The organism is Xanthobacter dioxanivorans, from assembly GCF_016807805.1.
Taxonomy (GTDB): Bacteria; Pseudomonadota; Alphaproteobacteria; order Rhizobiales; family Xanthobacteraceae; genus Xanthobacter; species Xanthobacter dioxanivorans.
This window is the reverse complement of the sequence record NZ_CP063362.1, coordinates 1,522,587-1,535,940: the sequence shown is the minus strand read 5'-3', so window position 1 is coordinate 1,535,940 and position 13,354 is coordinate 1,522,587. Positions and strand designations below refer to the sequence as shown.

7 protein-coding genes and 2 pseudogenes are annotated in these 13,354 nt (G+C 71.5%); all 9 read left to right on the top strand.

Annotation, left to right across the window (positions count from 1 at the left end):
- Positions 1-150: 150 nt before the first annotated feature.
- Positions 151-858 (top strand): annotated as a pseudogene (locus tag EZH22_RS07305) (enoyl-CoA hydratase-related protein); the annotation flags it as partial.
- 64 nt (positions 859-922) lie between these two features.
- A pseudogene (locus EZH22_RS07300) lies at positions 923-2,922 on the top strand (acetyl/propionyl/methylcrotonyl-CoA carboxylase subunit alpha).
- Positions 2,922-3,827, top strand: coding sequence for a hydroxymethylglutaryl-CoA lyase (locus EZH22_RS07295; protein ID WP_203195038.1), 906 nt, complete (start codon positions 2,922-2,924; stop codon positions 3,825-3,827). The pseudogene EZH22_RS07300 and the gene EZH22_RS07295 overlap by 1 nt, the downstream one beginning before the upstream one ends.
- A 165-nt stretch (positions 3,828-3,992) precedes the next feature.
- The gene (locus tag EZH22_RS07290) at positions 3,993-4,676 is read left to right on the top strand and encodes an alginate O-acetyltransferase AlgF (protein WP_203195037.1); all 684 of its coding nucleotides are present in this window, start codon (positions 3,993-3,995) and stop codon (positions 4,674-4,676) included.
- Positions 4,677-4,683: 7 nt separating this feature from the next.
- A complete protein-coding gene (locus EZH22_RS07285; RefSeq protein ID WP_203195036.1) occupies positions 4,684-6,069 on the top strand; it encodes an MBOAT family O-acyltransferase in 1,386 nt (461 codons plus the stop codon).
- A gap of 7 nt (positions 6,070-6,076) precedes the next feature.
- Positions 6,077-7,159 (top strand): alginate O-acetyltransferase AlgX-related protein, encoded by a 1,083-nt coding sequence (locus tag EZH22_RS07280; protein WP_203195035.1) that lies wholly within the window; start codon positions 6,077-6,079, stop codon positions 7,157-7,159.
- Entirely contained in the window at positions 7,156-8,166 is a 1,011-nt protein-coding gene (locus EZH22_RS07275) for an alginate O-acetyltransferase AlgX-related protein (protein WP_203195034.1), read from the top strand. The genes EZH22_RS07280 and EZH22_RS07275 overlap by 4 nt, the downstream gene beginning before the upstream one ends.
- Positions 8,167-8,440: 274 nt before the next feature.
- Entirely contained in the window at positions 8,441-11,830 is a 3,390-nt protein-coding gene (locus tag EZH22_RS07270; RefSeq protein ID WP_203195033.1) for a bacteriophage N4 adsorption protein A, read from the top strand.
- 94 nt (positions 11,831-11,924) lie between these two features.
- Positions 11,925-13,304 carry an oxygen-independent coproporphyrinogen III oxidase gene (gene hemN, locus EZH22_RS07265; protein WP_203195032.1) on the top strand — a complete coding sequence of 460 codons (1,380 nt, stop codon included), beginning with the start codon at positions 11,925-11,927 and terminating at the stop codon, positions 13,302-13,304.
- Positions 13,305-13,354 lie beyond the last annotated feature (50 nt).

The window sequence follows — 13,354 nt, the reverse complement described above, 5'->3', positions numbered from 1 at the left end:
AGGCGGCTTCCTCCGCTGCCTCCCCAAGGACTTGCCTGCTGTGCAGGAGGCCTGCGCTGGGGCCCGGATCGGCGCTCCAGCTGCGCTGTCGCTTGTCCGGGGAACCGGCGGGGCAGCACCTTGCCTGAACACCGCGCGCGGGGTTGCCCCATGAGCCTGCTTTCCACCATCGAGGACGGCGTCGCCATCCTCACCCTCGACCGGCCGGAGGTGCGCAACGCCTTCGACGATGCGCTCATCGCCGCGCTGACCCGCGCCTATGAGCAGGCGATCATCGATCCGGACGTCTACGCCATCCTGCTTCAGGCCACCGGGCCCACCTTCTGCGCCGGCGCCGACCTCAACTGGATGCGCCGCATGGCCGCCTATTCGCGGCAGGAGAACCTGGCGGACGCCATGGGCCTGGCGACGCTCATGCGCACCATCGACCTGTGCCCCAAGCCGACCCTGGTGCGGGTGCACGGCTCGGCGTTTGCCGGCGCCACCGGCCTCATCGCGGCCAGCGACATCGTCGTCTGCGTGCCGGAGGCGGAATTCGCCGTCACCGAGGTGCGCATCGGCCTCATCCCGGCGGTCATCAGCCCCTATTTGGTGCGGGCCATGGGCGCGCGGCAGGCGCGGCGCTATTTCCTCACCGCCGAGCGCTTTTCCGCCGCCACCGCCCTTGAGATCGGCCTCGTGCACGAGGTGGTGCCGGCGGACGAGCTGGATGGTGCCATCGCCCGCCATCTCAAGGCTCTGAAGGCGGCGAGCCCCATGGCCATCGCCGCCACCAAGGCGCTGGTCGCCGCCGTGGACCGGCCCCTCGACCAGACCGTGGTGCAGGACACAGCCCGCCGCATCGCCGACCAGCGCGTGAGCGCGGACGGGCGCGAGGGCGTCTCCGCCTTCCTCGAAAAAAGAAAACCCAATTGGGGGCCGCATGACCAGAGCCATCCGCACCCTGCTCGTGGCCAATCGCGGCGAGATCGCCGTGCGTGTGATGCGCACCGCGAAAGCCATGGGCATCCGCACCGTCGCCGTCTACTCGCAGGCGGACGCCAACGCGCTGCACGTGGCCAGCGCCGACGAGGCCTATCCCATCGGCCCGGCCCCGGCGCGCGACAGCTACCTGCGGATCGACGCCATCATCGAGGCGGCGAGGAAGAGCGGGGCGGACGCCATCCATCCCGGCTACGGCTTCCTGTCGGAGAATGCGGCGTTTGCCGAGGCCTGCGCGCAGGCCGGCATCATCTTCGTCGGCCCGCCCGCCTCGGCCATCCGCGCCATGGGCTCCAAGAGCGCAGCCAAGGCGCTGATGGAGACCGCCGGCGTGCCGCTGGTGCCCGGCTATCACGGCGAGGACCAGGACGCCGGCCTTTTGGCCCGCGAGGCCGGGCGCATCGGCTTCCCGGTGCTGATCAAGGCCTCCGCCGGCGGCGGCGGCAAGGGCATGAAGGTGGTGCGCGCGGCGGAGGACTTCCCCGAGGCCCTCGCTTCCGCCCAGCGCGAGGCCAGGAGCGCGTTCGGCGACGACAAGGTGCTGGTGGAGAAGTATCTCACCACGCCGCGCCACATCGAGGTGCAGGTCTTCGCCGACGCCCATGGCAATGCGGTCTACCTCTACGAGCGCGACTGCTCCATCCAGCGCCGCCACCAGAAGGTGGTGGAGGAGGCCCCGGCCCCGGGCATGACGCCCGAGCGGCGCGCCGCCATGGGCAAGGCCGCCGTGGATGCGGCGCGGGCGGTGGGCTATCGCGGCGCCGGCACGGTGGAGTTCATCGCCGAGGGCGAGAACTTCTACTTCATGGAGATGAACACCCGCCTGCAGGTGGAGCACCCGGTGACCGAGGCCATCACCGGCCAGGACCTGGTGGCGTGGCAGATCCGCGTCGCCGAGGGCGAGACCCTGCCCCTGAAGCAGGACGAGATCCCGCTCAAGGGACACGCCATCGAGGTGCGGCTCTACGCGGAAGACCCGGCGCGGGACTTCCTGCCGCAGGTGGGCCGGCTCGACCATCTGGTGCTGCCGGACCACCTCGTCGGCACCCGGGTGGATACGGGGGTGCGGGCGGGCGATGCCGTCTCCATCCATTATGACCCGATGATCGCCAAGATCATCGTCGCCGGCGCGGACCGCATGGAGGCGGTGCGGCGGCTGGAGGCGGCGCTGGCCGCCACCGAGGTGGTGGGGCTCGCCACCAACCGGGTGTTCCTGAAGGCCATCGCCGCGCATCCCGCCTTCGCCGCGGCAGAGCTCGACACCAACTTCATCGCCCGCCACCAGGAGGTGCTGCTGCCGGCGCCCGAGCCGGTGGACGACACGGTGCTGGCGCTTGCCGCCCTCTCCATCCTGAAGGAGGAGGCGCGCCAGTCGGCGGAGGCGGTGGACCCGTCCGACCCGTGGTCGCCCTGGGGCCGCGCCCCGGGCTGGCGGCTCAACCGCGACGCCCATGTGGACCTGACCTTCGCCGATCGCGAGCGCCGCATCGCCGTGCGGGCCCATTTCCGTCCGAACGGCTTCGTGCTGTCGCTTCCCGGCGGCGACGTGAGCGTGGAGGGCGAGGCGGAGGCCGACGGCGCCCTGCGCGCCCGCCTCGACGGGGTCGCCCTCTCCGCCCGGGTGATCCGCACCGGCGCGCACCTCACCGTGTTCGTGCGCGGCGGCGAATACGGCGTCGAGTTCATCGACCCGCGCCTCGCCTCGCAGGCCGCCACCGGCACCGCCGGGCGCCTCGTCGCGCCCATGCCCGGCACCATCATCCGCATCGCCGTGGAGGAGGGGCAGGAGGTGACGAAGGGCGCCGCCCTGGTGGTGGTGGAAGCCATGAAGATGGAGCATACGGTTGCCGCCCCCGGGACGGCCGGGTAAAGGCCCTGAAGTTCGCCGTGGGCGACCTCGTGGACGAGGGCGCCGAGCTGCTGGTTCTGGAGGACGCGTGATGGCCCGCCCCACTTCCGTGCGCATCGTCGAGGTCGGTCCGCGCGACGGCCTGCAGAACGAGCCCGGCTTCGTGCCCGTCGCCGCCAAGGTGGCGCTCATCGACGCCCTCGCCGGGGCCGGGCTGAAGGTGATCGAGAGCGGCTCCTTCGTCTCCCCCAAATGGGTGCCGCAGATGGCCGACACCGCCGAGGTGCTGGCGCAGATCGACCGGCGCGAGGGCGTGCGCTATCCGGTGCTGACCCCGAACCTGAAGGGGCTGGAGCTGGCGATCGCCTCCGGCGTCGAGGAGGTGGCGGTGTTCGCCGCCGCCTCGGAGGCCTTTTCCGCCAGGAACATCAACTGCACCATCGCCGAGAGCCTCACGCGCTTCGCGCCCGTGCTGGATCTCGCCCGGGCGCAGGGGATCGCGGTGCGCGGCTATGTGAGCTGCGTGCTCGGCTGCCCCTACCAGGGCGAGGTGCCGGTGGCGAAGGTGGTGGAGGTCTCGCAGGCCCTCGTCGCCATGGGCTGCTACGAGGTGTCGCTCGGCGACACCATCGGGGTGGGCACGCCGGACAAGGCGAAGGCCATGGCGCGGGCGGTGGCGGACCATATCGGCGTGCAGCGCACGGCGCTGCATTTCCACGACACCTACGGCCAGGCGATCGCCAACGTGCTGGCCTGCCTGGACCTGGGCATCGCCACGGTGGACGCGGCGGTGGCCGGCCTCGGCGGCTGTCCCTATGCCAAGGGCGCCTCCGGCAACCTCGCCACCGAGGACCTCGTCTACATGCTGGACGGTCTCGGGGTGGAGACCGGGGTGGACCTCGACCGCCTCGCCGCCGCCGGGCGCGCCATCACGGCGGCGCTCGGCCGCAGCCCCGCGTCCAAGGTCGCCCAGGCGCTGGCGGCGAAGGCGGGGTAGGGGGCGCGCCTGCGCCCCTGTGGCCATTCTCCGGATGGTGATTTGACACCGCTTCCCGTAACCTTAACCGGAGATGGAGGGGGCGGCCGCGTTGCCACGGCGTGGTGCAACCCCTAACTGTCGCACCAGTCCGGCCGCCTGCGGCCAGCTCCGGGGTCTGCCTTCATGTCCGCGTCCATCCCCACCGGAAGACGGATCGCAGCCTGCCTCGCGGTGACCGCCTGCGCGCTGTCGCCGGCGCTGGCGCAGGAGCTGACCCGCCTCTATGCCCCCAAGCCGCCCCTCGGCTCGGCCTATGTGCGGGTGGTCGACCTCGCCCGCGGCGGCGCGCCGGTCGCCATCGGCACTGCGGCGGCGGCGCCGATCCCGCAGGGGGACACGGCCACCATCTACCGCATCGTGAAGGGCGGCGCGCCCCTCGCCGTGACCATCGGCGGCAGGCCGCCGGCGGGCGACATCGTGCCGGCGGCGGATGCCTTCTCCACCATCGTCGTGCCGGCGAGCGGCCCGGCGGTGGTCATCGCCGACCCCACCGAGGGGCGCAACGACCTGAAGGCGCAGCTGCGCTTCTACAATCTCGTGCCCGGCTGCGCCGGCCTGCTGGCCGTGGCCGACGGCGGCCCCACCGTGTTCGAGGCCGTCGCCACCAACGACACCCGCCAGCGCGCCATCAACCCCATCGAGGCCAGGCTCTCGGCCAAGTGCGGCGAGGCCGCCGCCCCGCCCCTCACCTTGCCGCCGCTGAAGGCGGGCGACCATTACAGCCTGTTCCTGATGCCCGGCGCCTCCGGCCCGGTGCTCACCGGCCAGCGCGACGAGACCGAACCCTATCGCGGCCCGGCCAACTGACGCGGCCATGGTCTTCGCCTCCGACAGCTTCCTGTTCCTGTTCCTGCCGGTCTTCCTCATCGTCTACGCCCTGACGCCGGGGGCGGCGCGCAACCTCGCCATCCTCGCCTTCTCCTGGCTGTTCTATGCGTGGTGGCGGGCCGACTTCCTGCCCCTCATCGTCTCCATCGCCATCTGGTCCTGGGCCACCGGCCTGTGGATCGCCCGCGCCGAGGGGGGGGGACGGCGGCGGGCGCTCGTGGTGGGCATCATCTGGCCGCTCGCCTCCCTGGTCTGGTTCAAGTACGCCAACATGTTCGTGCATTCGGCAGGAGCGCTCGGCGCATCCGTCTGGGGATGGCAGGACGTGCTGCTGCCCATCGGCCTCAGCTTCTTCGTGTTCGGCGCCATCTCCTATTCCACCGATGTCTTCCGCGGCACGGTCCGGGCCGAGCCCTCCTTCGTGAACTACGCCACCTACCAGTCCATGTTCGGCCACCTCGTGGCCGGCCCCGTGGTGCGCTACGAGTGGGTGGCGCAGCGGTTGAAAGAGCGCACCTTCCACCGCGCCGAGTTCATGTTCGGCGTCGAGCGCTTCATGCTCGGCTTCGCCCAGAAGGTGCTCATCGCCGACACCCTCGCGCCCCTGGTGGATGCCGGCTACGCCCTCGCCGCGCCGACCACGGCGGACGTGCTGCTGGCAGTGGCCGGCTACACGCTCCAGCTCTATTTCGACTTCTCCGGCTACAGCGCCATGGCCATCGGGCTCGGGCTGATGGTGGGGCTGAAATTCCCGGAGAATTTCGACAATCCCTATCTTGCGACCTCGCTCTCCGACTTCTGGCGGCGCTGGCACATCTCCCTGTCCTCGTGGCTGCGGGACTATCTCTACATTCCCCTCGGCGGCAATCGCGGCTCCACCGGGCGGGTGTCCATGAACCTGCTCGTCACCATGGGCCTCGGCGGCCTGTGGCACGGGGCGAGCTGGACCTTCCTCATCTGGGGCCTGTGGCACGGCTTCGGCCTGATGGTGGGGCGGGTGTGGAAGACGTTCGGGCTTCCCGGCACCGGGGCGGTCCTGGGCCATGTGCTCACCTTGGCCTTCGTCATGGTGGGCTGGGCGCTGTTCCGGGCGCAGAGCTGGGCGCAGGCGGGGGTCATCTTCTCCGGCCTTGCCGGCGCCAACGGCATCGCCCTTTCCCCGGCCATGGGGGCGGCGGTGCGGCCGCTGGAGATCGCCACCCTGGTGCTCGGCATCGGCTTCATCTATCTGCCCAAGCTTCTGCGCATCGACCCCGCCGCGCCCAATCCCGGTCATGCCCTGAGGGCGTGGACGGCGCTGCCGCTGTTCCTGTTCGCGGTTCTCGTCCTGCAGGGGCGCATCGTCGTGCCCTTCCTCTACTTCCAGTTCTGAGGCGGCGATGGCGACCCTGGCCCGCATCCTCGCCACCCTCGCCTTCCTGGCGCTGATGCTGGCCGGGCTCGGCTTCGTGGCGGCGCATCTTGCCGGCCGCGACACCCGCGAGCAGCTGGCGTCCGCCTTCTCCGGCACCGATCTGCTGAAGGGGCGCTTCACCGCCGCGCTCGACAAGCAGGTGATCGCCGCGCTGCCGAAGATGAGCGGCCTCGAAGGCCTGTTGTCCGGCCTGTCCTATCGTGTGCTCGGCGATGCCGGCGCGCTGGTGCGGGCGGGATGCCCGGGCTGGCTGTTCTACGCCGAGGAACTGGTCGAGACCCCGGGGGGCGATGCCCATTTCGCCGCCCGCCTCAAGCTCGCCGCCAAGATCCGCGACGCGCTGGCGGCGAAGAATGTGGCCCTCGTGGTGCTGCCGGTGCCCGACAAGGCGATGCTCGCGGCGGAGCAATTGTGCGGCGTCCCGGTCGCCGCCCAGGCGCGCGGGCGGTTCGGCGCCTGGTGGGCGCAGAGCCGGGCCCTCGGCCTCGACCAGGTGGAGATCGCCCCCGGCTGGCCGGCGGCCAACGGCTTCCTGCGCACCGACACCCACTGGAACGTGCCGGGCGCGAAATTCGCCGCCGCGCGCGTTGCCGATGCGGTGAAGCGGCGCCTCGGCCCCGGGGCGCAGGCGATGAAGCTCGACGAGACCGCGCCGAAGCCGCGGGTGGGCGACCTCATGCGCCTTGCCGGCCTCGATCGCTCCTGGCCCTGGTCCGGGCCGCAGCCGGACGTGGAGCCGGAGGTGAGCCTGGCCATCGCCCGCACCGGCGGGCTGCTGGACGACGTACCGGCACCGCAAGTGGTGCTGGCCGGCTCGTCCTTCTCGCGCAATTCCGGCTTCCTCGAATTCCTTCAGGCCGGCACCGGCACCGAGGTGGCGCAGAGGAGCCGCGACGGCAGCGGCTTTGCCGGGCAGCTTCTCGAAATTCTGATGGACCAGCCTGAGATTCTCGCGCAAACGCGCCTCGTGGTGTGGGAGTTTCCCATGCGGGCCCTGACCCGCCCGCTGTCGGAGGCCGAGCGCCGCTTTCTGGGAGATGCGACATGACCGAGCCTGCCTTCACCCGACGCCGGCTGCTCGCCGGCAGCGCGCTGGCCATAGCGGGTTCCCTGGCCGGATCCCTCGTCCTGGCCGGGGCACCGGCGCCCGCGCTGGCGCAGAACGCCACCATCATCATCGGCAAGGACGGCTGGCTGTTCCCCGGCTGGGAGAGCCTCTCCGTCCTCGACCGGGCGGGCATCACCGCCAATGTGGGCCTGCTGCAGGAGACGAAGACGGCGCTCGCGGCGCGGGGCATCGCGCTGGTGACCGCGGTGGTGCCGCTGAAGGCCAATTTCTACAAGGAGCGGCTGCCGGACGGCACGGCCGTCTCGGCCGATGTCTCCGGGCAGTACGACTTCATCCTGGGCGAGCTGAAGAAAGCCGGCATCGACACGGTGGACCTGCGCCCGGCGCTGAAATCGGTGCAGACCGGCCGCCAGACCAGCTTCTATCGCGCCGACTACCACTGGACCGCCTGGGCCTCGGAGGCCGCAGCCGAAGCCGTGGCGCAGGCCATCAAGGCGAGGATCCCGAAGCTCGCCGGCGGCGCCGGCGGCGACAAGCTCGGCGAGTGGGTCACCCAGCGCCATCTCGGCGATCTCGCCGAGCGTTTTCTCACCCCCGACCAGCAGAAGCAGATCGGCCCGGACCTCTATACGGTGCGCACGCCGCCGGCGGCCAAGTCTTCGCTCCTGGATTCCGGGGCAGCGCCGGTGCACATCGTGGGCAACAGCTTCGTGCAGCCCTATCTCGGCTTCCCGCAGAAGCTGTCCAACGCCCTCGACCGGCCGGTCTCGCTCACCTGGAATCCGGGCAATGTGGGGCCCTGGGCCACCTTCCTCCAGTATGTCGGCTCGCCGGATTTCGCCAAGGCGCCGCCGCAGGTCATCGTGTGGCAGTTCAACGAGGGCCCGTTCCACAGCGGCCCGCAGAGCACGGACCAGTGGGACGCGCCCTCCATCATGAGCCCGCAGGCCTGGCGCGACCGGATGCTCGCCGCCGTTCGCCGATAGCCGAAGCCGCGCCTCCCTCTGCTTTCCATAGCGGGCCGCATCTCCAGCCGGAGGGCGGCCCGCCGGCATTTTCGGCCGCCCCCCGCGTCGACGTTAAAGTAAATAAATCCTTTACGACCATTTATTGTTTACCACGTGTGTTAAGGTTAACTGTGGTTTAAGTATTCCCTGCGACGGTGGCTCCATGACCACCGCGATTCACTTCAGCACCCCTGATACTCCCGCATCCCACCGGGACCGGACGAGGCTCCTGAGGCGTATCGCCTTGGGGTTCATGCTGGCTGCGTCGGCCACCGCGCTGACGCTGCCCGCGCTGGATGCCGCCCGCGCCGATCCGCCGGAGCTCACCGGCGCGGCCTGGACCGCGGCGGACCGCGCCTACGCGGCGCAGCGCGACAAGAAATACGCCGACACCGTGACCTATGCGCGCGAGGCGCTGAAGCTGCGGCCGGACGTGCCCCGCCTCTGGCTGCTGCTGATGGATGCCCTGGAGGCCCAGGGCAGGACCGGCGAGGCGGTCGCCGTCGCGAATGAGGCGGTGGCGGCCGGCATCAAGGACCAGACCCTGACCGCCCGCCTGCGGGCGCAGAGCAAGATCCTGGCGCAGGAGCCTTCCCTCGCCGCCAACAAGGCGCTGGAGGCGCAGAACCCCAAGGCGGCCATCGACGCCGCGCGGCGGGCCATCGCCCTCGTCCCCGACGATCTCAGCTACCGCATGCTGCTGGTCTACGCCCTCATCGCCGACGGCCAGATCGCGGCCGCCGAGCAGGCGGCCGGCCAGGCGGTGGACGCGGATCCGCGCTCCTTCCTTCCGCGCACGCTGCGGGGCTACCTGCGCGAGCGGCTTGGCCGCATTCCCGAGGCCGAGCAGGACTTCGACACCGCCCTCACCGACGAGGTGCTGGTCGGCCCCACCGCGCGGGACGTGCGGATCGTGATGGCGGATGCCGCCATCGCCGCCGGGCACCCGGCGCGGGCCATCAAGCTGCTCGAGCCCCTCGACCAGAGCGACACCGCCGTGGCCGCCCGCGTGCGCGTCACCCGCACCCAGGAGCGCAATCCCAAGAGCGTGCCGGACAAGGCCTTCCAGAGCCTGCCGGTGCCCTACCAGAAGTGCGTCGACACCCCCTACGGTCCGTCGTGCAGCCTGGTGCCCGCCACCACTCCGCCCGGCGGCGGGGCGACCGACACGCCCGGCTACGACGCCGCGCTGGAGGCCTTCAACGCCTATCGCGAGGGCAACGACGCCCTGGCCGAGACCCGCATCCGCGAGGCGCTCAAGGAAAATCCGGCCAATCCCGCCTGGCGCCGCCTGCTGGTGGACGTGCTGGAGCGGGCCAAGAAGTACAAGGAGCTCGATGCCGCCGTGCGCGACGCGGTGGCCCAGGGCGACGGAGATCCCACGCTCCTGGCCCTGCGGGCCGCCAACGAGAAGCGCCTCGCCGAGCCGCTGGCGGTGCAGGCCATCAAGGAGATCGGGCGCGGCAAGGCCCAGGCCGCCGTCGGCCCGGCCCGGCAGGCGGTGGAGCGGGCGCCCGACGCGCTCATCTACCGCATCGTCCTCATCAACGCGCTGTTGGCCGCCGGCCAGTTCCAGGATGCCGAGGCGGCCGCCACCGCCGCCGTCGCCGACAACGACAAGGAGCCGATCCCCCACGTCCTGCGCGGCTGGCTGCTGCAGAAGCTCGGCCAGCGCGAGGACGCGGTGAAGGAGTTCGACCGCGCCCTCGGCTCGAACGTGCTCACCGACCTCGAGGATCTCAACTACCGCCTGATCGCCGCCAATGCGGCGCTGGCCGCCGGGCAGGCCGAGGATGCTCTCAAGCTGCTGGAGCCCCTCGACGGCGAGCGCAACAAGGAAGTCGGCGCGGTGCGCAAGCTGGCGGAGGCGCTGGTGCGCGCGCCGGGCGGCAAGCGTCCGGCCCTGATGGCGCCGGTGGTGCTCTGCCAGCCCACCGGCTACGGCGTGATCTGCTCGGTCTTCTCCGGCCAGACCATGCAGGTCGCCGGCGCGGCGGGGCTCAATCCCGCGGCCCCCGGCTACGCCGCGGCGAGCGCCGCCTATGCCGCCTTCGCCCAGCGCGACTATGCCACCGCGATCCGCGAGGCGCGCCGGGCCATCGATGCCGAGCCCGGCAACACCAACTACCAGGTGCTGCTGCTGAACGCCCTGACCACCGCCGGGCGCTACGCGGAGGCCGAGGCCGTGGCCAACCGGCTGCTCGCCGGCAATCCGCGCGATGCCACCCTTCTGGTGCAGCGCGCCAACCTGCGCATGCGGGCCCGCGACTTCACCGGGGCGATCCACGACTTCCGCGCCGCGCTCGCCTCCGGGCGGCTGCCCGGCGACCAGGTGCGCATCGTGCGCCTCTCCCTCGCCGACGCGGCGCTCAACGCCAAGCAGCCCGAGCTCGCGCTCTCGGCGCTGGAGCCCTATGCCAACGAGGGCAGCTACGAGGTCCAGGCGCGCCTCGGCTACGCCTATCTCGCCCTCGACGACAAGGAGGCCGCGCTCGGCGCCTTCACCCGCGCGGCGGCGGGCGCCCGCAACGGGCAGGAGCGCCTCTCCATGCTCACGGCGCGCGTCGGCGTGCTGTCCCAGCTCGGCCGCAAGGAGGAGGCGCGCCAGCTCTTCCTCTCCGCCTACAACAGCGGCGCGCTGCGCGGGCTGAAGCTGGTCGACCTCGCCGTCCTCGCCAGCACCGCGGGCGAAGATGAAATGGCCTACGAATACTTCTCGGAGGCCAACAGCCGCTCGCAGCTGCGCGGCACCAACCTGGTCAACGCCGCCTACAACGCCCGCCGCACCTATCACAACGCCGAGGCGGTCGACTACTTCAAGGCCGCCATCGACGAAAACCGCGAAGGCAAGCTGGCGCTGGACCCGCAGTATCTCTTCGGGCTGCGGCGGGAAGTGGCGGAGCTGACCCGCACCTGGGGCGCCTATGCCTCGGTCAGCTACGGCGCGGTGGGCGTCGCCCCCGGCTCCTTCCTGGCGCCGCCCTCGCCCGGGGCCAACCACACCATCGGCGCCGGCGGCGAAATCTACTGGCGCCCGCCGGGCATCGGCTATCGCGACGGCGCCATCTTCGAGCTGTTCGTGCGCGGCTTCGGCACGCTCTACTCCGATGCGGGCGGGCCCACCGGCTTCGACACCATCCAGGGCAGCGTGGGCGCGCGGTGGAAGCCGCTGAAGACCGAGAACCTCGTGTTCGAGATCTCCTATCTCTTCCCGGTGGGTCAGTATTCCCGCGACGACATGCTGCTGCGCGCCGCCTATTCCAAGGCCGAGGGCACGGACCTGCGGGTCGACGTGGACAACTGGCGCGCCTGGCAGATCTACGCCGACTACAACTACTTCGTCATGGAGCCGCAGACGGTGGCGACCTTCGAGGCCCGCTACGGCCACGCCTTCCGCCTCGACGCCATCTCCGACCGGCTGGTGCTGTGGCCCTACCTCGCCATCGGCGGCGGCTACGACACGGGCTATGCCACCCCGTTCGCCCTCGGCGCCGGCCCCGGCCTCACCGCCCGCTACTGGTTCAACGAGGATGAGTACGCCGCGCCGCGGTCCTATGTGGACCTGACGCTCCAGTACCGCTTCAAGCTCGCCGGCGACGAGCGCGCCGAAGGCATCTTCGCCGGGGCGTTCATGTCCTACTGAGCGCGCACCTCGCCCCGCGGGACGGCAACGCCCCGCGGGGTATCTTGCGCCACATCAAGGCGCGGGCGGGGGGCGGATCGCATGGTCCGGTGCCATGATCAGCCCCGAAACCCAGACCCTCCTCTCCCGCTACGGGCAGCCGGTGCCGCGCTACACCAGCTACCCCACCGCCCCGCACTTTTCCGCCGAGACCGGACCTGCGGCCTATGCCGCCTGGCTTGCGGCGGTTCCGCAGTCGGCGCGGGTGTCGGCCTACGTGCACGTGCCCTTCTGCGCCGAGCTGTGCCTTTATTGCGGCTGCCAGACCGCCGTGGCGCGCAGCCGCACGCCGGTGCAGGCCTATGCCGACCGGCTGGTGGAGGAGATCGGCCGCGTCGCGGGCCACCTGCCGGGCCGGCTGGCCCTCGACCACCTGCATTTCGGCGGCGGCACGCCCACCATGCTGGCGGACGAGGATTTCGCCGCCGTCATGGGCGCCCTGCGCGCCGCCTTCGACTTCGCCCCCGGCGCGGAGATCGCCATCGAGATCGACCCGCGCGTCATGGACGCGGGCAAGGTGGCGGTGCTGGCGCGCGAGGGCTTCAACCGGGCCAGCCTCGGGGTGCAGGATTTCGACACCGCGGTGCAGGAGGCCATCGGCCGCCGCCAGTCCTGCGCGCAGACGCGGGAGGTGGCGGATGCCCTGCGCGCCGCCGGCATCGCCGCGCTCAACCTCGACCTCATGTACGGCCTGCCGCACCAGCGGACGGCGGGGGTGATTCGCACGGTGGAGGAGGCGCTGGGGCTCGACCCGGACCGCATCGCGGTGTTCGGCTACGCTCACGTGCCGTGGATGAAGAAGCATCAGGCGCTGATCCCGGAAGCCGCCCTTCCCGGGCCGGCCGAGCGCCTGGCGCAGGCCGAGGCGGTGAGCGCCCTGCTCGCCGCGCGCGGCTACGTGCCGGTGGGGCTCGACCATTTCGCCAAGGCGTCCGATCCCATGGCGCGCCGCGCGCTGGACGGCACGCTGAAGCGCAACTTCCAGGGCTACACCACCGACGACGCGCCGGTGCTCCTCGGCTTCGGCGCCTCGGCCATCGGTGCCCTGCCGCAGGGCTACGTGCAGAACGCCGCCGCCACGCCGGCCTGGCACAAGGCGGTGGCAGCCGGCACGCTGCCGGTCGCCCGCGGCATCGCCCTGACGGCGGAGGACCGGCTGCGCCGGCATGTCATCGAGCGCCTCATGTGCGACCTCAGGGTGGATCTCGACGCGGCGTGCGCGCAGTTCGGCTTTCCCCGCGGCACGTTCGCCCCCGAGATCTCCCGCCTCGACGGCCTGATCGCCGACGGCCTCGCGGTGCGGCGGGGCGCGGTGGTGGAGGTGCCGGACGGAGCGCGCGCCTTCACCCGCGTGGTGTGCGCGGTGTTCGACGCGCACCTGGCCGCCAGCCGGGCGGCGGAGCCGGAAAAGAAAAGGCACGCCGCGGCGGTCTGAGCCGGGCGACGGCGCCAAAAGAAAAGGCACGCCGTGGCGGTTGGAGCCGG

Coding starts and splice junctions, on each gene's coding strand:
- EZH22_RS07285 (WP_203195036.1), top strand. CDS start 4,684: ATGGTCTTCGCCTCCGACAGCTTCCTGTTCCTGTTCCTGCCGGTCTTC.
- EZH22_RS07270 (WP_203195033.1), top strand. CDS start 8,441: ATGCTGGCTGCGTCGGCCACCGCGCTGACGCTGCCCGCGCTGGATGCC.
- EZH22_RS07295 (WP_203195038.1), top strand. CDS start 2,922: ATGGCCCGCCCCACTTCCGTGCGCATCGTCGAGGTCGGTCCGCGCGAC.
- EZH22_RS07275 (WP_203195034.1), top strand. CDS start 7,156: ATGACCGAGCCTGCCTTCACCCGACGCCGGCTGCTCGCCGGCAGCGCG.
- EZH22_RS07290 (WP_203195037.1), top strand. CDS start 3,993: ATGTCCGCGTCCATCCCCACCGGAAGACGGATCGCAGCCTGCCTCGCG.
- EZH22_RS07280 (WP_203195035.1), top strand. CDS start 6,077: ATGGCGACCCTGGCCCGCATCCTCGCCACCCTCGCCTTCCTGGCGCTG.
- hemN (WP_203195032.1), top strand. CDS start 11,925: ATGATCAGCCCCGAAACCCAGACCCTCCTCTCCCGCTACGGGCAGCCG.